The 18,729-nt window shown below is 72.7% G+C and carries 19 protein-coding genes; 11 read left to right on the forward strand and 8 right to left on the reverse strand.

Features of this window, described 5'->3' with window-relative positions; all coding sequences use genetic code 11:
• Nucleotides 1-12 precede the first annotated feature (12 nt).
• The 3 genes from hisN to aroA are packed head-to-tail and all read right to left on the reverse strand — an operon-like array spanning nt 13 to nt 3,294.
• Complete coding sequence (hisN, locus tag ACZ6N8_RS20485; RefSeq protein WP_466011937.1) at nt 13-831, reverse strand: histidinol-phosphatase; 819 nt, start codon at nt 829-831, stop codon at nt 13-15.
• Nucleotides 832-859: 28 nt separating this feature from the next.
• Complete coding sequence (rsgA, locus tag ACZ6N8_RS20490) at nt 860-2,023, reverse strand: ribosome small subunit-dependent GTPase A (protein WP_466011939.1); 1,164 nt, start codon at nt 2,021-2,023, stop codon at nt 860-862.
• Complete coding sequence (aroA, locus tag ACZ6N8_RS20495; protein ID WP_466011940.1) at nt 1,993-3,294, reverse strand: 3-phosphoshikimate 1-carboxyvinyltransferase; 1,302 nt, start codon at nt 3,292-3,294, stop codon at nt 1,993-1,995. The genes rsgA and aroA overlap by 31 nt, the downstream gene beginning before the upstream one ends.
• A gap of 103 nt (nt 3,295-3,397) precedes the next feature.
• Between aroA and ACZ6N8_RS20500 the strand changes: the two genes are divergently transcribed.
• The 5 genes from ACZ6N8_RS20500 to rsrA all read left to right on the forward strand — a co-directional run bounded on the left by ACZ6N8_RS20500 (nt 3,398) and on the right by rsrA (nt 6,707).
• Nucleotides 3,398-4,102, forward strand: coding sequence for an SOS response-associated peptidase (locus tag ACZ6N8_RS20500; RefSeq protein WP_364374201.1), 705 nt, complete (start codon nt 3,398-3,400; stop codon nt 4,100-4,102).
• A gap of 194 nt (nt 4,103-4,296) precedes the next feature.
• On the forward strand, nt 4,297-4,689 hold the full coding sequence (locus tag ACZ6N8_RS20505; protein WP_364374198.1) for a WhiB family transcriptional regulator: 393 nt from the start codon (nt 4,297-4,299) through the stop codon (nt 4,687-4,689).
• A 52-nt stretch (nt 4,690-4,741) separates the two neighbouring features.
• On the forward strand, nt 4,742-5,359 hold the full coding sequence (locus ACZ6N8_RS20510) for an alpha/beta hydrolase family protein (RefSeq protein WP_466011942.1): 618 nt from the start codon (nt 4,742-4,744) through the stop codon (nt 5,357-5,359).
• A gap of 231 nt (nt 5,360-5,590) precedes the next feature.
• Nucleotides 5,591-6,418 carry a sigma-70 family RNA polymerase sigma factor gene (locus ACZ6N8_RS20515; protein ID WP_357984315.1) on the forward strand — a complete coding sequence of 276 codons (828 nt, stop codon included), beginning with the start codon at nt 5,591-5,593 and terminating at the stop codon, nt 6,416-6,418.
• A 1-nt stretch (nt 6,419) separates the two neighbouring features.
• Nucleotides 6,420-6,707: a mycothiol system anti-sigma-R factor gene (rsrA, locus tag ACZ6N8_RS20520; RefSeq protein ID WP_089019138.1), complete on the forward strand. Its 288-nt coding sequence runs from the start codon at nt 6,420-6,422 to the stop codon at nt 6,705-6,707.
• Between the two features lie 116 nt (nt 6,708-6,823).
• Here rsrA and ACZ6N8_RS20525 read toward each other — a convergent pair whose 3' ends face one another.
• A complete protein-coding gene (locus ACZ6N8_RS20525; protein WP_369814844.1) occupies nt 6,824-6,898 on the reverse strand; it encodes a 50S ribosomal protein bL37 in 75 nt (24 codons plus the stop codon).
• Nucleotides 6,899-7,120: 222 nt separating this feature from the next.
• Between ACZ6N8_RS20525 and ACZ6N8_RS20530 the strand changes: the two genes are divergently transcribed.
• Together ACZ6N8_RS20530 and ACZ6N8_RS20535 are read left to right on the forward strand one after the other, a co-directional pair.
• Nucleotides 7,121-7,342, forward strand: a complete 222-nt coding sequence (locus tag ACZ6N8_RS20530; protein ID WP_364374320.1) for a biotin/lipoyl-binding carrier protein — start codon at nt 7,121-7,123, stop codon at nt 7,340-7,342.
• On the forward strand, nt 7,339-7,848 hold the full coding sequence (locus ACZ6N8_RS20535; protein WP_466011944.1) for a GNAT family N-acetyltransferase: 510 nt from the start codon (nt 7,339-7,341) through the stop codon (nt 7,846-7,848). Before ACZ6N8_RS20530 ends, ACZ6N8_RS20535 begins: the two co-directional genes overlap by 4 nt.
• A 13-nt stretch (nt 7,849-7,861) precedes the next feature.
• Here the strand turns inward: ACZ6N8_RS20535 and ACZ6N8_RS20540 are convergent, their stop codons facing one another.
• Entirely contained in the window at nt 7,862-8,473 is a 612-nt protein-coding gene (locus tag ACZ6N8_RS20540; protein WP_466011946.1) for a TetR/AcrR family transcriptional regulator, read from the reverse strand.
• 112 nt (nt 8,474-8,585) lie between these two features.
• On the opposite strand from ACZ6N8_RS20540, the gene ACZ6N8_RS20545 reads away from it, so the two are divergent.
• Nucleotides 8,586-10,166 carry an MDR family MFS transporter gene (locus ACZ6N8_RS20545; RefSeq protein WP_466011948.1) on the forward strand — a complete coding sequence of 527 codons (1,581 nt, stop codon included), beginning with the start codon at nt 8,586-8,588 and terminating at the stop codon, nt 10,164-10,166.
• Nucleotides 10,167-10,259: 93 nt separating this feature from the next.
• On the opposite strand, the gene ACZ6N8_RS20550 is transcribed toward ACZ6N8_RS20545, so the two are convergent.
• Nucleotides 10,260-12,095: a tetratricopeptide repeat protein gene (locus ACZ6N8_RS20550; RefSeq protein ID WP_466011950.1), complete on the reverse strand. Its 1,836-nt coding sequence runs from the start codon at nt 12,093-12,095 to the stop codon at nt 10,260-10,262.
• Nucleotides 12,096-12,283: 188 nt separating this feature from the next.
• Between ACZ6N8_RS20550 and ACZ6N8_RS20555 the strand changes: the two genes are divergently transcribed.
• Nucleotides 12,284-13,315 (forward strand): SIS domain-containing protein, encoded by a 1,032-nt coding sequence (locus ACZ6N8_RS20555; protein ID WP_387121076.1) that lies wholly within the window; start codon nt 12,284-12,286, stop codon nt 13,313-13,315.
• A 25-nt stretch (nt 13,316-13,340) separates the two neighbouring features.
• Nucleotides 13,341-14,930, forward strand: a complete 1,590-nt coding sequence (locus ACZ6N8_RS20560; RefSeq protein ID WP_466011951.1) for a histidine kinase N-terminal domain-containing protein — start codon at nt 13,341-13,343, stop codon at nt 14,928-14,930.
• Between the two features lie 180 nt (nt 14,931-15,110).
• Here the strand turns inward: ACZ6N8_RS20560 and ACZ6N8_RS20565 are convergent, their stop codons facing one another.
• Entirely contained in the window at nt 15,111-16,640 is a 1,530-nt protein-coding gene (locus tag ACZ6N8_RS20565; protein ID WP_466011952.1) for a glycosyltransferase family 39 protein, read from the reverse strand.
• A 33-nt stretch (nt 16,641-16,673) separates the two neighbouring features.
• On the reverse strand, nt 16,674-17,699 hold the full coding sequence (locus ACZ6N8_RS20570; protein ID WP_466011953.1) for an aldo/keto reductase family protein: 1,026 nt from the start codon (nt 17,697-17,699) through the stop codon (nt 16,674-16,676).
• A 62-nt stretch (nt 17,700-17,761) separates the two neighbouring features.
• On the opposite strand from ACZ6N8_RS20570, the gene ACZ6N8_RS20575 reads away from it, so the two are divergent.
• Nucleotides 17,762-18,673, forward strand: a complete 912-nt coding sequence (locus ACZ6N8_RS20575) for an ArsR/SmtB family transcription factor (protein ID WP_466011955.1) — start codon at nt 17,762-17,764, stop codon at nt 18,671-18,673.
• Nucleotides 18,674-18,729 lie beyond the last annotated feature (56 nt).

An 18,729-nucleotide genomic window follows, 5' to 3' on the forward strand; every position in this document is an offset into this window, starting at 1 on the left:
GGTTGCCGGGGGTCAGCGCTCGGCTGGTCGATGCAGCCGGGTGAGGATGTCGGCGTGCAGCACACCGTTGGTGGCGACCACGCTGCTCTCGGTGCCCGGCTCGCCGGTCGGCGACTGTCGACCGTGCAGATCCGTGACCGTGCCACCCGCCTCCGTGATGATCGGAACCAGCGCCGCCACATCCCACAGCGACAGTTCGGGCTCGGCCATCACGTCCAGTGCACCCTCGGCCAGCAGCATGTAGCCGTAGAAGTCGCCGTACGCGCGGCTGCGCCAACTGGCCCGCATCAGGTCGAGCATCGCGTCGAGCCGCCCGGCGCTCTCCCACCCGGTCAGCGACGAGTAGCAGACGCTGGCGTCCTCGATCCGACGCACCGCCGAGACACCGATCCGCGTGCCGGAGGCCGGCCCCGGACCGGCGTACGCGCCAGCGCCCGCGCTGGCCCACCAGCGTCGGCCCAGCGCCGGCGCGGACACCACGCCGACAGCCGGGCGCTCGCCGTCGTACAGCGCGATGAGGGTCGCCCAGACCGGCACACCCCTGACGAAGTTCTTCGTCCCGTCGATCGGGTCGACGATCCACCGGCGGTCGTCGGGGCCGCTGGCCGGCTGTGCGCCGTACTCCTCGCCGAGCAGCCCGTCGGCCGGCCGGTGCTCGGCAAGCAGGGCGCGGATCTCCCGCTCCACGGCGGTGTCCGCGTCGGAGACGGGAGTCAGGTCGGGCTTCGCCTCCACCCGCAGGTCGAGAGCCCGGAACCGGGCCGTGGAGATGGCGTCCGCCCGGTCGGCGAGCAGGTGGGCGAGGGCGAGGTCGTCGGCGTACCCGGTCATGCCGGCAACCTAGCCGACGCCCGGCGGGTCACTCGTCGGGCCCGCGCCTGTCACCCTCGCCGGGCCCGCGCTGGTCGCTGTCGCCGCGCCCGTCGCCGTCGCCCGCCCGGGAGGCGAGCAACCGGCGGTACGACGCCAGCCGGCGCGGGTCGGCCTTGCCGGCGGCCACCCAGGCGTCCAGCCCGCAGTCGGCCTCGTCGGCCGTGTGCGGACAGTTCGGCGGGCAGTCGACGGTGCCCTCGACCAGGTCGGGGAAGCCGTGCAGCAGGCTGTCGGCCGAGACGTGCGCCAGCCCGAAGCTGCGGATCCCCGGAGTGTCGATGATCCAGCCCGGATCGGTGTCGACGCCCGGCACCGGTGGCAGCCGCAGCGCCACCGCGCTTGTGGACGTGTGCCGGCCCCTGCCGATCGCGCTCACCACGCCTACCGCGCGCAGCGCGTCCGGAACGAGGCGGTTGACAAGCGTCGACTTGCCCACCCCGGAGTGCCCGACCATCACCGACACCTTGCCGCTCAGCAGCGCACGGAGCGCGTCCAGGTCCGAGTCGGGGCGGTTGAGCACGTACGGCAGCTCCAGCTCGGTGTAGTAGCCCAGCACCTCCTCCGGCCCGGCCAGGTCGGCCTTGGTGAGGCAGAGCAGCGGCTCGACGTCCGCGTCGTACGCGGCCACCAGGCAACGGTCGATGAACCCGGTACGCGGCGGCGGGTCGGCCAACGCGCTCACGATCACCAACTGGTCGGCGTTCGCCACCACCACGCGTTCCAGCCGGCCCTCGGCGGTGGTCTCGTCGTCGTCGGCGGTGCGGCGCAGCACCGAGCGGCGCTCGGCGATCCGGACGATGCGGGCCAGAGCGCCCTCGGCGCCCGACGTGTCCCCGACCAGGCTGACCCGGTCACCCACCACCACCGACTTGCGGCCCAGCTCGCGGGCCCGCATCGCGGTGACAGTGGGCAGGTCGGCGCCGACCACGCCGCGCTCGGCCCCGGACAACACGCACGTGTAGCGCCCCCGGTCGACGGCGATGACGAACCCGTCCACGGCGTCGGCGTGCTGCGGGCGGGTGCGCGTACGCGGGCGCGACGACTTGCCGGGTCGGACCCGTACGTCGTCCTCGTCGTACTCCCGCCGTCTGGTCGCCAGGACCTGCCCTCTCTCTCGCGTCAGTTCTTGCCGGTCACCATCGCTGACCATAGTGCCGGAAACTCGGGCATGGTCTTGGAGGTGCACCCCACGTCGTCCACCTCGATGCCCGGCACGGCGAGCCCGGCCACCGCTGCGGCGTGTGCCATCCGGTGGTCGTGGTAGGTGTGGAAGATCCCGCCGCGCAGCGGACGGGGCCGGATCTCCAACCCGTCCGGTGTCTCGGTGATGTCCGCCCCGAGCCCGCCGAACTCGCGCGCGAGCGCGGCGAGCCGGTCGGTCTCGTGGCCCCGGATGTGCCCGACGCCTGTGAAGACCGACGGCGAGTCGGCAAGCATGGCCAGCGCGGTCAGCACGAGGGTCAGCTCGCCGACGTCGGACAGGTCGGCGGTCAGGCCGTGCACCACGCCGGTGCCCCGCACGGTCAGCCCGTCGGTGGAGAGGCTGACCTCGCCGCCCATCCGTTGCAGCAGCGAACGGAGCTGCTCGACCGGCTGCGCGCTGCTGTGTGGCCAGCCCTGGAGGGTCACCTCACCGCCGGTGACCAGGGCGGCGGCGAAGAACGGCACCGCTCCGGAGAGGTCCGGTTCGATCTCCCAGCCGCGCCCGCTGAGCGGGCCGGGCTCGACGGTCCACAGGTCGGGGGTGGTGTCGTCGACCGCCGCGCCGGCGGCCCGCAGCATCTGCACGGTCATCCGCAGGTGCGGCGCGGACGGCACCGGCGGCCCGACGTGGCGCACCACGACACCCCTGTCGAAGCGCGGGGCGGCCAGCAGCAGCCCGGAGACGAGCTGGCTGGAGGCGGACGCGTCGATCACCACCTCGCCGCCGGTGATCCGGCCGGTGCCGAGCACGGTCAGCGGGAGGCTGCCGGAGCCGGTGACGTCGATCCGGACGCCCAGCGATCGCAGCGCGCCGACCAGCGGACCGAGGGGTCGGGTGCGGACGTACGGGTCGCCGTCGAAGGTGACCTGCCCGTCGGCCAGGCCCGCCACCGGCGGTACGAACCGCATCACCGTGCCCGCCAGGCCCACGTCGACGTGCGCGGGGCCGGCCAGCGGGTGCGGTCGGACCAGCCAGCGCTCGTCGTCGCTGATCGAGACGTGCGCGCCCATCGCCCGCAGGCCGGCCGCCATCAACTCGGTGTCGCGGGCGCGCAGCGGCCGGGCCAGCGTCGACGGGCCGGCGGCCAGGGCGCTGAGCACCAGGGCGCGGGCGGTCATCGATTTGGAGCCGGGCAGGCGCAGTGTCGCCGCCACCGGGTCGGACGCGGTAGGTGCGGTCCACGGCTGCGGCGGCCGGGTCGCGGTCAGATTCCCCACGGTTACATTCTGCCGTGCAGGCCGGTCGGCGGCGGGAACCGGCTGTCGTACTCCCGGTTGGCGGGACAGCCGACCGGGCGTCCGACGCACTAGCGTGTGTGCCATGTGTGGCAGGTACGCGACGACCCGGAGTTCCGGCGAACTGAGCGCGCTGTTCGAGTCGTCCGACGACACCGACGGCGGGGTCGGGCCGGATCACAACGTCGCGCCGACCGACCCGGTGCCGCTGGTCCGGGTGACCCCGGAGGGGCACCGCAGCCTGTGCGTGGGTCGGTGGGGCTTTCTGCCGCACTGGTCCCGTTCGGCGGCCGGGGCGGCCCGCATGATCAACGCGCGGGCGGAGACGGTGGCCACCAGCCGGGCGTACGCCCGGGCGTTCGCCCGTCGGCGCTGCCTGGTTCCGGCCGATGGCTGGTACGAGTGGGTCCGGCTTCCCGACGGCGGCCGGCAGGCGTACTTCATGACCCCCGCCGACGGATCGGTGCTCGCGCTGGCCGGCATCTGGTCGGTCTGGGAGTCCGGCACGGACAGCCGGTTGACCTTCAGCGTGCTGACGACGGCGGCGCTCGGCGAGCTGGCCGAGGTGCACGACCGGATGCCTGTGCTGCTGCCCGCGGACCGGTGGTCGTCGTGGCTGGAGCCGACGGACGAGCCGGAGCGCCTGCTCGCCCCACCGGCGTCGGACTGGCTGGCCGGTCTGGAGATCCGTCCGGTGGGTCCGGCGGTGGGCGACGTCCGCAATGACGGTCCGCGGTTGACCGCGCGGGTGCCTGTGGGTCCGGCGCCACAGGAGCTGACTCTGTTCTGACGTTGACGCATCGTCGGGTGCCGATTTGGCAGGGTTGCGCGCTATTCGTCTCCCGGCCGTTCGGTCATGTTCCCGTCAGCCCCTTGTTTCGGCGCGCACAAGTGCGATAGAACACAGCGCCGGTAGTGGGTGTCGATTCGCACGGGGCGGACGACATCCACCGATCTTGCCGGTCCCACGGGGGAGGTGGGTGGATGACACGGGCACGTATGCCCCGCCCGCACGAGGTGGCTGCGGCGCGGCGAGATCCGAGACTGCTGAGAGCCTTGCGGGAGCGGCGACAGGACGACGCGTGGCGCACCAGAGGCACATGCCAGAGCGTCGATCCGGAGACGTTCTTTCCAGCGCCGAACGAGCCGGCGGACGCCGCCGTCGCACTGTGCCGAACATGCGACGTGCAGGGGTCCTGCCTGGCCTGGGCGCTGGAGGTCGGTGACTGTCACGGGGTGTGGGGCGCCACCACGCCCCGGGAACGGCGGGCGATGCTCGTCGCGTGGCGCGGCGAGGTCGAACCCGACCCGGCCGCCGCCGACGAGGCCGGCCCACCGGTACGGGACCGGCTGCTCACCCTGGTCCCGCTGAGCTGACCATCGGCCCGGTCGCCGCCCGACCGGCATCGGAACGGCGCAGAATGGGCCGGTGCCGCTCAGCGACCAGATAGACACCCCGCGCGGTCCGGCGCGGATCGACACCGACCTGCCGGTCCGGCCGGCCGCCGCGTTGCTGGTGCTCGGGCACGGTGCGGGCGGCAGCGTGGATTCGCCCGACCTGCTCGCGGTACGCGACGCGGCGGTCTCGGCCGGCGTGGCGGTGGTCCGGGTGACCCAGCCCTACCGGGTCGCCGGCCGACGCGCGCCGGCCCCCGCCGGTCACCTCGACGAGGCCTGGACGGCGGTGCTCGCCGCCGTCCGCGACAGGTACCCGGACCCGCCGGCACTTGTGGTCGGCGGGCGCTCCAGCGGCGCGCGGGTGGCCTGCCGGACAGCCCACGCGGTGGGGGCGGCCGGTGTCGTCGCGCTGGCGTTTCCGCTGCACCCGCCCGGCCGTCCGGAACGCTCGCGGGCCGCCGAACTGGACACCGGCCTGCCGACGCTCGTGGTCAACGGCGACCGGGACCCGTTCGGGGTGCCGCAGCCGGGGCCGTCGGCGCACGTGGTGACCCGGCCTGGGGAGACGCACGACCTGCGGCGGGATCCGGCCGGCACGGCGGACGTGGTGCGCGACTGGCTGCGCGACCGGGGCTGGACGGCCGACTGAACCGGCCCGGGCGCCCGGCAGAACCGTGTCCGGTCCCGGGCGCGGGTCGTTGCATCCGATGGTGCCACCGGACCGATTCGGGCGGGAGGCGCCAACCCTCCCAGGCCCTTCCTGGTCCCAGCGCCGGCCGCCCGTCGGGGCCGGGACCAGGAACGGGGAGAGTCGGACGGAATGCCCCACCCGCCGTCCCGCGTTACTACCCCCGGACGACTTTTTCGAGGGGGGTGACCGGTGCCGACCGAGACACGGATCCGGGAACGGGACGAACGGGAGGCCCGGCAGCTCAAGCGGCTGCTGGACGCTCCGGAGTGGCCCGCGACGGTGGAACCGGGCGGGGTGGGAGCGGTGAGCACGGGCACACCAGCCGGAAGTGAATCTGTGGTCACGTCCGTGCGCGTATCCTCGGCGAGAAAGCATCCGACGCGAGGGGATGTGCGGTTGACCACCGAGAAGACGGACGAGCGCAGGGCCCGTTTCGAGCGGGACGCGATGCCATTCGTCGATCAGCTCTACGCTGCTGGGCTGCGAATGACACGCAACCCGGCGGATGCCGAGGATCTGGTCCAGGAGACGTACCTGAAGGCGTACGCCGCCTTCCACCAGTTCGAGCAGGGCACCAACCTGAAGGCCTGGCTCTACCGGATCCTGACCAACACCTACATCAACTCCTACCGCAAGCGGCAGCGCCAGCCCATCCAGGCGCCCACCGAGGAGATCACCGACTGGCAGCTCGCCGAGGCCGAGTCGCACACCTCCAGCGGTCTGCGCTCGGCGGAGACCGAGGCGCTCGACCGGCTGCCGGACAGCGACGTCAAGGAAGCCCTTCAGCAGTTGCCTGAGGAGTTCCGCCTTGCCGTCTACCTGACCGACGTCGAGGGCTTCTCCTACAAGGAGGTGGCGGACATCATGGGTACGCCGATCGGCACCGTGATGTCGCGTCTGCACCGGGGCCGTCGTAATCTGCGGAAGCTGCTCGAGCGCTACGCCTCGGAGCGGGGTTTCAGTGCCGCCCGCTCGTCGAAGGGCTCGACCGCTGCCGCTGCCGGCCGGGAGGTGTGACGTGAGCTGTGGGGAGCCGCACGAGACGGACTGCCGTGAGGTGCTCGCGGAGGTCTACCTCTACCTGGATCTGGAGTGCGCCGACGAGCGGCGGACGCTGATCCGGCACCACCTCGACGAGTGCGGGCCGTGCCTGCGCGAGTACGGGCTGGAGCAGGAGGTCCGCGCGCTTGTCGCCCGTTGCTGCGGCAACGAGACCGCGCCGGACGAGCTGCGCGAGCGGTTGCGGGTCAAGCTCACCGAGCTGGTGGTCTTCGAGACCAGTGACTCCCGTGAGCTGGCCGACTGAGCGTCGCGCCATCCGACTGACGAAAACCGGTGGCCCGGGTCGATGTCGACCCGGGCCACCGGTGTCCGCCGGGTGCGGGCTGATCGGTGACGGACCGTGTGGTCCGCCGCGCCGAGTCAGGAGTTGGGACGCTTGCCGTGGTTCGCGGCGCTCTTCTTACGTGCCTTCTTCTTGCGGGACTTCTTCGCCATGCTGACCTCCTCGTGATGGGTCGGATCCCTCGTGCGCACAACCTCGGCGACCGTGCACCCTCCGGCCGCCCGGCGTCGGGTCCGACCCGCTGATGGTAGTGCGGCCGACGCGCGTCACCTTCCGCAGGGCTGACACCGGCAACCGGCCGCGCCGCTCCCGCAGCCGCGTCCCACCGCCGCATGATTGGATACGTCGGCAGGCACATCGCGAAAAGGGAGGGCCTGGACATGGCCGAGGAGATCCGCGCCGAGATGGTGGCGAACGTCTGGAAGGTCGTCGCGACGACCGGTGACACCGTGTCCGAGGGTGACACCCTGGTGATCCTCGAGTCGATGAAGATGGAGATCCCGGTCATCGCCGAGTCCGACGGGGTCGTCCAGCAGCTCGCCGTGAACGAGGGTGACGTCGTGCAGGACGGTGACCTGATCGCGGTGATCGGTTGACCGGCCTGCTGATCCGGCGCGCCGAGGCGGTCGACTTCCCGGCGGTGGCGCGGCTGACCGTTGCCGCGTACGAGGCTGACGGTCAGCTCAAGGGTGAGAACGGGTACGGCGTGGTGCTGGCCGACGTGTCGACCCGGGCCGCCAGCGGCGAGGTGCTTGTCGCGGTGGACGAGGCGACGGGCGCGGTGCTGGGCTCTGTCACGTTCGTGCTGCCGGGCACCCCGTTCGCCGAGCTGTCCGGGCCGGGCGAGGCGGAGTTCCGGATGCTCGCTGTCGACCCGGCCGCGCAGGGGCGTGGCGTCGGTGTGGCGCTGGTCCGGGCGTGCGTGGACCGCGCGACCGGGTTGGGCTGTGCGGCAGTGGTGATCTGTGTCCGGGCCGGGATGGCCGTCTCGGCGCACCGGCTCTACGAGCGGCTCGGCTTCGTCAGGTCGCCGGAGAAGGACTGGTCGCCGGTGGAGGGCGTGGACCTGCTCGGCCTGCGGTTGGAGCTGCCCTGCGGCTGACCGGCCCGGCCGGTCAGCCGGGCGTGCCGCCCGAGCTGGCGGTGGCCGCCGTCTCGTCGGGCGCCCCGCCGATCGCGGCCAGCAGTTCGTCGGCCACCTCCAACGCGAGCCGGCGGCGGTCCGCGTCGGTCAGGTTCGGTGCGCGTACGGCGAACCAGCTGGTGTGCACCGCGAACAGCGACAGGGCGGCGCGCAGTTGCGCGGCGGGGGAGTCGTCGCCCCGGCAGAGCGCGTTGGCGAGCTGCATCAGCCGGCCGCGCATCTGCTGGCCGGAGGAGAGACTCTTGAGCACTGTCTGGTTCTGCTCGAAGAAACGCATCACCGACGGCATGTCGCCGCCGAACATCGTGTCGGCGTAGCGGGAGATCAGCACACGTCGGGTGGTCAGGGTCGGCGGCTGCGTCTCGGCCCAGGAGTTCAGCTCGTCCATCTGCTTCAGCCGGTCCTCGACGAAGCTGGCGACGATGTCGTCCTTGCTCTTGAAGTGGTAGTAGAGGGCGGCCTTCGTGACGTTGAGCCGCTCGGCGATCTCCCGGAGCGAGGTCTTCTCGTACCCCTGCTCGGTGAAGAGCTCGAGAGCGACGGCCTTGATGCGCTCCCGCGTCCCGCCTGTGCTCTCGCTCACGCACGCCCTCCAATTGGCTTGACCCGTTCTTGCTACCCAACTTACCGTGCGGCTAGTAAGGTGACTAGCCGGGCGGCAAGTAAGTGCGGCAATCCTCGGGGGGAGCTTACCCATGACTCAGGCAACCCAGGCCGGCGCACGACCCAACGTGAGGGTCGTGCTGTTCGGGCTGATGATCGCGATGATGCTCGCGATGCTCGACAACATGATCGTCAGCACCGCGCTACCGCGGATCGTCGGCGAGTTCGGCGGCCTCGACCACTTCACCTGGGTCGTCACCGCGTACGTCCTGGGCACCACCGTCTCCACCCCGATCTGGGGCAAGCTCGGTGACCTCTACGGCCGCAAGTCGGTCTTCCTGACCTCGGTGGTCGTCTTCCTCGTCGGCTCGGCCCTCTGCGGCATGGCCGGCTCGGGCATGTTCGGCGGCCCGCAGGACGGCATGGTGCAGCTCATCGCGTTCCGGGCCGTGCAGGGCCTGGGCGCCGGCGGCCTCATGGTCGGCGTGATGGCGATCATCGGTGACCTGGTCCCGCCCCGCGAGCGTGGGCGCTACCAGGGCATGATCGCCGGCATCATGGCCATCGCCATGGTGGCCGGCCCGCTGGTCGGCGGCTTCATCACCGACCACCTCTCCTGGCGCTGGGCGTTCTACGTGAACCTGCCGCTCGGCGGCGTCGCGCTGCTCGTGCTGATCACCACGATGCACCTGCCGAAGTACCGCACCGAGCACCGGATCGACTGGCTCGGCGCCGGGCTGCTCTCGGTCGGCATCACCGCGATCGTGCTGATCACCACCTGGGGCGGCAACCAGTACGACTGGACCTCACCGCAGATCCTCGGTCTGGCCGTGCTGGCCGCGCTCGCCCTCGTGGCGTTCGGCCTGGTCGAGCGCCGGGTTCCGGAACCGATCCTGCCGCTGGCGCTGTTCGCCAACCGCAACTTCGCGCTGATCTCGGTGATCGGCTTCCTGCTCGGTTTCGCGATGTTCGGCGCGATGAACTTCCTGCCGCTCTACCAGCAGACCGTGCAGGGGGCGTCGGCGACGAACAGCGGTCTGCTGCTCCTGCCGCTGATGTTCGGCATGCTCGTCGTCTCGCTGGTCATCGGCCGGGCGATCACGAAGAACGGCAGGTACCGGGCGTACCCGATCATCGGCGGCGTGGTGATGACCGGGGGCATGGCGCTGCTGTCCATGCTTGACACCGACACCAGCAAGCTGCAGTCCTCGCTCTACATGGTCGTGCTCGGCGTCGGCATGGGCTTCCTCATGCAGACCTCGATGCTCATCGCGCAGAACAGCGTGGAGCAGAAGGACCTGGGTGCGGCCAGCGGCGCGGCCACCTTCTTCCGGTCGATCGGCGGTTCGTTCGGCATCTCGCTGTTCGGCGCGATCTTCGCCAACCGGCTGGCCAGCTCCAGCGCGGGCGGCGCGCTCGGTGGCAAGTCCGGCGCCGAGATGGACCTGGAGAAGCTCAAGCAGCTGCCCGCCCAGGCGCGGGAGCTGGTGCTCGGTGGGCTCGCCGACGCCATCTCGCACGTATTCCTCTGGGCGGTGCTGTTCACCATCGCCATCCCGGTGCTCGCCTGGTTCATCAAGGAGATCCCACTGCGGACGGCGAACGAGGCCCCACCGCAGGCCTCCCCGGAGGAGGAGGCCGAGGTGGCCCTCGGCAAGGCCCCGGTGGCCTGACCCACCCCCCGACCCCCGCGATCTTGCACTTTCGGTCCGGGCAGAACCGGCGGAACGCCACACGGCGGCGACGGCAACCGCAAGATCGCGGGGTCAGGGGCGGCGGGTGAGGCGCTGCCAGAGACGCCGTAGCGGGTTGCGGGGGCGGGGCAGGGTCTGGTGGGACCGGCGGTCGGCCAACAGTTCGGTGGCCAGGGCCGCGGTGGTGGCGTCCAGGGCCGGGGCGGCCAGCGCCAGGTGGGCCAGCGAGGTGGCGATCGGTACCGGTCTCGCGCGGGCCACGGCTGCCGCGTCGGCCAGCCGCTCAGCCACCACGCGTGCCACGTCCGGTCGTACCTGCGGATCCACCCAGGCGGCGGTGACCAGGGCGAACAGCGCCGCCTCCGTGATCCAGTCCTCCACGCCCCAGACCAGGTCCACCAGCACCCGGCGTCGCGTCGAGGTGTCCCACGGCTCGTCGGTGCGGTGGTGCAACAGACCCAGGCACGCCCACACCTGCACGCCGCGTACCCAGACCGACGGGTCGTGCGCGGCCAGCAGTCGGCCCACCGCGTTGGCGGGCGCCGCCGGCGGGTGCACCAGCAGGCCGAGCAGATCGGCCACGTCGAGGCCGGCCAGGCCGACAGCCGCGTCGTACGCCGCCGGGGGATGCGGCCACGCCGGGTGAGCGACCTGCCCGATCCGCTCGACCGCCGCCGCCGAGGGCTCCGGCAGCGCGGGCGTCGGGACGCTGTCCGCGTAGTCCCACAACCGCTGGGCGGACACCCGGCGGGGTTCGCGCGGGTCCGGCTCCGGCGTGCCGGTGATCTCGATCCGTAGCCCGGGCGCCGTCGACGTGACCGTCCGCACGGCGCTCGGCGGCGCGGCCGCCGCCAACCGGACGGCGCTGCCCATGCCGTTGTCGTCGTCGGCCACCGCCCGGCGCATCGCGTCGATGAGCGGGCCACCGGCGGGCGTGAGCTGTCCGAGCCAGGGCCGGCCCCGACAGCACTGGGCCAGGTCGCCGTGCTCGTGGCTGTCGTCCGGGTGGTCCCTGACGAAGTCGGCGAGCGCGACGAGATGGGCCAGGTCGCCGTCGCGCAGATGCCGCAGGCGGTGGGCGGTGTGCACCGCGCAGTCGAACGACGGGTCCTTGGCCAGTGCCCGCTCGGTCCACTCCAACGCCTCGTCGAGCCGGCCGGTCTCGGCGAGGGTGCCGGCGATGTCCGCGTAGACGGCGAGGTCGTCGGGGTCCAGCGCGACAGCCCGGTTGAGGGCCGCGAGGGCGTCGCGGGTCCGGCCCGCGCTGCGGTACGCGTACCCGAGCCAGACCTCGCCCATCTTCGACGGCTGCGCGCGTACGCCCCGGGCGGCCCACCGGATCGCCAGCGCGACCTCGCCGAGGCGCCGGGCCAGCGCGGACGCCGCACCCAGCAGCAGGCCGTGGTCGGGGCGGACGGTGACCGCGTTGCGGGCCAGCGTGAGGTACGGCGCCAGGGCCGCCCTACCGATCCGGGGCACCGGGTCGGGCAGCGCGGAGCAGACCTGCATGAGGATCCGGGCGGTGTGCTCCGGGTCGAGCCGCTCGGCGAGTTCGGGTGTGGTCACCCAGGGAACGGCGGCCCACTCGGTGCCGGGGGCGTACCCGGTCGCGGCGGCCAGCAGTTCGAGCCCCTCGGCGGGTCGGCCGGTGGCAGCCAGCAGGTGGGCGCGGGCGACGACCGCGCCGACGAAGGTGTGGTGGTTGATCGGGAAGAGGTCGAGCCCGCCTCCGCTGGCGGCGGCCAGCCGGGCCAGCGTCTCGTGCACCTCCGGCAGGGTGGGTGCGCGGGCCAGCGCGCCGGCGAGATGGCCGGCGGCGTGGTGCAGGTCGCCCTCGTCCAGCGCCAGCCGGGCAAGGGCCAGCTCCTCCGTCGCGGAGAGCGCGGGGTCGTCCCTTCCCTCGGGCACGGTGTCCTCTCGTCGCAGGTACAGCTGACAGAGCGGGCCAACTGTAGTTGATATTGGGATGATTAGGTGATCAACTGCGCACTACTGCTCGTTCGATTGCTCAGTTGCCTTGAAAGGTGCAAGACTGAGCAGGAAACGCGCGGCAATCGCGCAGGAGGGGAGTGTCAGTGACACGTGCAGGGGCCGGGATGGCCGCCGACATCGATGAGCAGCCGGCCGGCTACGAGCGTCTGCTGTCCGCCGCCAACGCCGGGGAGATCGCCCGGGTCGCGGCAGCAGTTGCCGAACGCCGCCCGCGGCACGTGGTCTTCACCGCCCGCGGCACCTCCGACCACGCCGCCCTCTACGGGGCGTACCTCACCGAGATCCGGCTCGGCCTGCCCGCCGGGCTCGCCTCGCCCAGCGTCGTCACCCTCTACGGCGCCCGCCCCGACCTGTCCGACGCGCTCGTCGTAGGCGTCAGCCAGAGTGGCGGCTCGCCCGACCTGGCCGAGGTGCTGCGCGCCGCCCGGGCCTCCGGCGCGCTGACCCTCGCGGTGACCAACGCCCCGGACTCGCCGCTGGCCGACGTGGCCGAACTGAGCATCGACATCGCCGCCGGCCACGAACGGGCGGTGGCCGCCACCAAGACGTACACCGCCGAACTGCTCGCCCTGCTGATGCTGGTCGAGGGCGTCCGGGCCGGCGACGGCGTACTCCCGGCCGCCGAACGGGAGGCGCTCGCCGCGCTACCCGACCTGGCCGCCCGCACCCTGGCCGACGACACCCCGGCCCGGCTCGCGCCGCGCTACCGCTTCGCGCGGCAACTGGTCACCACCGGCCGGGGGTACGCGTACCCGACCGCGCGGGAGGCGGCGCTGAAGCTGATGGAGACCTCGTACCTGCCGGCGCTCGCCTTCTCCGGCGCCGACCTGCTGCACGGGCCGCTGGCCATGACGGACCCGGAGGTGCCGGTGCTCGCCGTGGTCGGCTCCGGCCCCGGCGGCCGGTCGATGGGGGAGGTGCTGCCCCGCCTCGGTGAACGCCGCGCCGACGTGGTGGTGGTGGGCTCCGCAGACGTTTCGGGCGCGACCCGGCTCGCCGTTCCCGAGGTCGACGAACGGTACGCCCCGCTGCTGGACATCCTGCCGTTGCAGCGCCTCGCGCTGGCGCTGGCGCTCACCAGGGGCGAGGATCCGGACGCGCCGCGCGGCCTGAAGAAGGTCACCGCGACGATGTGAGGCGTGGCGTGGCACGCTGGTCCCCGTGTCCACGCTGCGCGACCTCGCCGAGGAGCACACCCGTCTCCGTCCGGCCGACATCGACCACCTGCACCGGATCGCCGGCGACTGGCAGCTGCTGTCCGACCTGTCCTTCGCCGACCTGCTGCTCTGGGTGCCGGTCGACGCGGACGGCACGTTCCTCTGCGTCGCCCAGGTCCGCCCGACGACCGCGCCCACCGCGTACCAGGACGACCAGGTGGGGCGGATCGTCGGCGGACCGGAGGTGGCGCACCTGGGGGTGGCGTACTCCCAGGGCCGGATCTGGCGCGAGGGCGACCCGGTCTGGTACGGCGACGTGCCGGCCCGGCATGAGGCGATCCCGGTCCGGCTGCGTACCGCCGAGGGTGAGGCGGGCGAGGTGATCGCCGTGGTGGGGCGGGACACCAACCTCTCCACGGCGCGTACGCCCAGCCAGCTGGAGCTGAACTACCTGACCACCGCCGACGACCTGGCCCAGATGATCGCGGACGGCACCTTCCCGCCGCCGCGACACCCGGGCGAGACCACCTCCGCGCCCCGGGTCGGTGACGGCCTGGTTCGGCTGGACGCCGGCGGCAAGGTCACCTACGCGAGCCCGAACGCGCAGTCCGCGTACCGCCGGTTGGGCTACGCCTCCCACCTGGTGGGCGAGGACCTGGCCGCGCTGCACCGCAGGCTGGCCGGTGACCCGTTGGACGGCACCGAGGCGGCGACAGGCATCCTGGCCGCGCTGCGCGGGGAGGCGCCGCCCCGGCGGGAGATCGACGCACGTGGCGCCACGATGCTCACCCGGGCGCTGCCGCTGATGCCCGCCGGGGTGCCGATCGGCGCGCTGGTGCTGGTCCGGGACATCACCGAGGTCCGTCGCCGGGACCGGGCGTTGATCACGAAGGACGCCACCATCCGGGAGATCCACCACCGGGTGAAGAACAACCTCCAGACGGTGGCCGCCCTGCTGCGCTTGCAGGCCCGCCGGGTGTCCATGCCGGAGGCCCGCGTCGCGCTCGAGGAATCGGTACGACGGGTCGCCTCGATCGCCCTGGTGCACGAGACGCTCTCCATGTCCAGCGACGAGGCTGTCGAGTTCGACGGCATCGTCGACCGGGTGGCGAGCGCGGCCACCGAGGTAGCGGCGACCGAGGTGAGCGTCGGCATGCGCCGGCGGGGCAGCTTCGGTGTGCTGCCGGCGGAGATCGCCACCTCGCTGGTGATGGTCCTCAACGAGTTGCTGCTCAACGCCGTCGAGCACGGCTTCCCACCCTCGGACGAGGCGGACGAGCCATCCGTCCCCGCCGCGAATGTGACGCCGGCCGTCGTCCCGGACGCCGATCCGTCGGTGCGACCGGAGGTGGTGGTCTCGGCGCACCGGTTCCGCAAGATGTTGCACGTCTCGGTGGCCGACAACGGGCGTGGGCTGCCACCGGACTTCGACGCCGAGCGCGGCAGCCGACTCGGTCTGCAGATCGTCCGGGCCCTGGTCACCGGGGAACTGCGCGGCACCATCGAACTGCGCGCGGGCGCCAACGGTGGCACCGAGGCGGTGCTCGTCGTTCCGCTGGCCCGCAACGCCCACGAGGGCCGCGCGCCAGCCTGACCCGCCGCCTGGTGCCGCCCTCGGAGCCGGCCGTTCCGGCCGCCCGGCCGACTGCCCCGGCGTGGCCCACTCCTGCCGCTGTCGCGGCCGGTTGCAGTGTGTCGCGGCTGGGTTGTCGTCGGGCCGGGACTGACTCAGGCCGATGACGCTGTCTCCGGGCCGCCGTCACGCTGCGCCGGCTCAGTGGCCGGGGCGGTTGGTCAGCAGTGCGACGGTCAGGCCAGGGCGCTGCCAGACCCGCGCGACGGTGAAGTCCTCGCGCAGCGCGTTGCCCTTGGCGCCGGAGACGGTGGCCAGCGGCTCGCTGTGCCGACCGGCGACGACCAGCCACACCCGTTCCGTGCCGGCCAGGCACTGCGCAGGCCGGGGGCACTCGGCGGCCCACAGGTCGCCCCGGTGGACCTCGTCCTCGGTGACCAGCACGTCGCGCGGCGGGTCACCCAGGTGGTACTCGATGCCCAGGTCGAGAAAGAGCCAGCTGTGCCGGGGGGAGTACACCACCGCGTCCCCCGGCCGCTGCCCCTCGGCGATGACCCGCGCCGCGCCCGCGTAGTCCACCGGCGCGCTGCGCGGCCACTCGTGGGTCCGCCGCAGCGCGGCCTGGTCGGGCAGCCCGAGCAGCCCGGCCAGGACCACCACGGCCAGCGCGGCCGGCGCGGCCACCGCGCCCAGCGCCGCGCCGGCCAGCAGGCAGGCGAAGGGCACCACGAAGACCAGATACCGGGGCACCCACAGGGGTACGACCCCACCGGCGGCGAAGAGCAGCAGGACCGGCAGCAGCACCGCGCTCAGCGGCAGCAGTGCCCGCCGTCCGAGCCGGGCCACGCCGAGCGTGGCGACGCCGACCAGCAGGCCACCCACCACGCCGCTCTGGGTCACGCCGCCGGGCAGCGCGCTCAGATCGTCCAGCTGGGCCAGATGGACCCAGTTCAACTGCCGGGACTGCTGTGTCCGGGCCTTGACCAGCAGCGGACCTGCGATCAGCGCGGCCGGCAGCACTGCCACCACCCAGCGCCACAACCGCCGGTCCGGCCCAGCGGGGCGATCCGCCGCCGTGGAGTTGCCCGCCGGAGTGGAGATGCCCGCCACCGTGGGTCCGCGCCACCAGGCGACCAGGACGACAAGCGCGTGCGCGGCGAGCAGCGTCAGCGCGATCAGGTGGATCAGACCGAGGGCGGTGACGGCGGCGGCGTACCCGGCCCAACGGGCCCAGCTCGGCCGGCGCAGCGCGGTGACCAGCAACAGGGTCGCGAGCACCGCGAGCATCGTGGCGAGGGCGTACGGGCGGGCCTCCTGCCCGTAGCGGGAGGTGCCGGGGAGCACCGCGAACAGCAACCCCGCGAAGAGGCCGGCCCGCCTGTCGACAAGCGCCGCGCCGACGACGGCGAGCAGTCCGGCGGCCACGGTCATCGCCAGCACCGCAGGCAGGCGCAGGGCGACCGTGGAATCGCCGGCGACGCTCGTCCAGCCGTGCATGAGCAGGTAGTACGGGCCGGTGGCGGCGTCGATGGTGCCGGCCAGCCGGGCCAGCTCGCCGGGGGATCGGGTGGCCGCGCTCCAGGTGGCCAACTCGTCGCGCCAGAGCTGGGCCGACCCGAGCCCGGTCGACGTCACCGCCAGAGTGAGCAGCGCCGGGGGAAGCCAGACCGGGGTACGGCGCAGGTGGTTCCGCGCCGCCCCGGCCGACCTCTCGGACAATTGCCCCACCATCCGAGCCTGCCATGATCCCGCCGTCCGTGGGCCTCAGCCCGGGGCAGGTGACGGACGCCAGGCGGGCATTACGTCGTTCGGTCGGGCGGTCTTCGCCGGATCACGTTCGATCAGGTCGTCGAGCACCGCGTCGATCCTTGCCAGCAGCTCGTCATCGAGGCGTACCGTCACGGCCTCGGCCGTCTCGGCGAGCTGCTCGGGCCGGGACGCGCCGACGATCGCACCGGCCACGGTCGGTCGGTGCAGTACCCACGCCACCGCCAACTGGGCCATCGTGCAGCCGGCCGCCTCGGCAATCGGCCGGAGCTGGCGTACCCGGGACAGCAGCAGTTCGGACGAGTAGCGGGCGATGAACGACCCACCGAAGCCGTCCGCCGCGCGGGAGCCGGCCGGCGGACGGTGACCGGGTTGGTACCTCCCGGTCAGCACGCCCATCGCGAGCGGCGCCCAGGCGAGCTGACCCAGACCCAGCTCGGCGCAGGCGGGCGACACATCAGTCTCCACCACCCGCCACAGCATCGAGTACTGCGGCTGGTTGGCGATGAACGGGACGCGTAGCTCGGCGGCGAGTCGCTGACCCGCGCGCAGCTGGGCGGCAGTCCATTCGGAGACACCGACGTAGAGAACCTTGCCCTGACGGACCAGGTCGGCGAAGGCGAGCATCGTCTCCTCCAGCGGCAGGCTGTCGTCGTACCGGTGCGCCTGGTAGAGGTCGACGTAGTCGGTGCCCAGCCGGTTCAGCGAGGCGTGGCAGCTCTCAAGGATGTGTTTGCGGGACAGCCCGGCGTCGTTGGCGCCCGGCCCGACCGGCAGGCACACCTTCGTGCACAACTCGATGGAGCTGCGTCGGACGCCGCTCAGCGCCTTGCCCAGTGCCTCTTCGGCCCGCCCCTGGGCGTACCTGTCGGCGGTGTCGAAGGTGGTGATGCCCGAGTCGAGGGCGGCGGCCACGCAGGCCGCAGCCGCATCGTCGTCGAGCTGGTTGCCGTGGGTCACCCAGTTGCCGTACGCGACCGCGCTCACGCGCAGGCCCGACCGGCCCAGTTGCCTGTACTCCATGCGCCGATCCTCGGTCGCACCGGCGCTGTCGCCGAACCGTTCGAGCGTGGTCGAATCCGTGAATGATCGAGGTCCGGTTCTCGCCCGACGACCTGAGCCGCGTCCGGTTCGTGCACTCGCCGCTGGCCGAGCTGGTGGCAAGTAGCTGGGCGTTACGTAAACCGACGAAGTACTGGATGCACCGTCCATGGCTGGAGCGCGCCGAGCGGCTGTTGCCGGGTGCCGGGCTGGAGCCGTTGCTGGCGGTGCTCCGATCGTCAAATGGGTACGTGCCGGACTTCCTCACCCCGGTCGGGGTAGCCCCCAATCTGGCCGCCGAGCTCCGGGCGGTCGCGCACACCGACCCGTCCCGGGTACGCCGGCAACTGGACCGGGCCGGTGCGCCCCGACTGGCCCCGGACGAGCTGGTCGCGCAGCTTCGCCGGTACTTCACCCTGCTGATCGCACCGGACTGGCCACGGCTGCGGGCAGTCGCGCTGGCCGACATTCGGCGGCGCACGCTCCTCGCGGCGGAGCAGGGCGGGCGTATGCTGCTGCGCGAGCTGCACCCGTCGATCCGGTGGGACGGCGCGGCGCTGCGCGTCGCCGTCGGCACCACCCGACCCAGGGATCAGGACGGACGCCCGTGGACTCTGCTACCGACCTCGTTCTCCGGGTCGACCGTACACGCGATCATGGAAGGTGACGCCGGGCCCGCCCTCTGCTATCCGCCCGCTGGGCTGGGCGGGCTGTGGGCCTCGCCTCCGCCGGACGCCGCACTGGGCGCCCTGCTCGGCGGGACGCGGGCGGCGGCGCTCACACTGCTCGACACGCCGCTGAGCACCGGGGAGCTGGCCGCGATGCTGGGGCTCGCACCGGCGACTGCTTCCCACCACCTCACCACCCTCCGGGACAACGGCCTGATCGCCGGTGTTCGGCAGGGAAGGCTAGTGCGTTATGCCCGAACTGTCCTCGGTGACCAACTGGTCGGCTAAGCCTGGCCCGTGATGTGGGATCCGGCACGCGGACATTGGCCGGCCCCCATGGGGTG

The sequence above is a fragment of the Micromonospora sp. NPDC047521 genome (genome assembly GCF_055587305.1).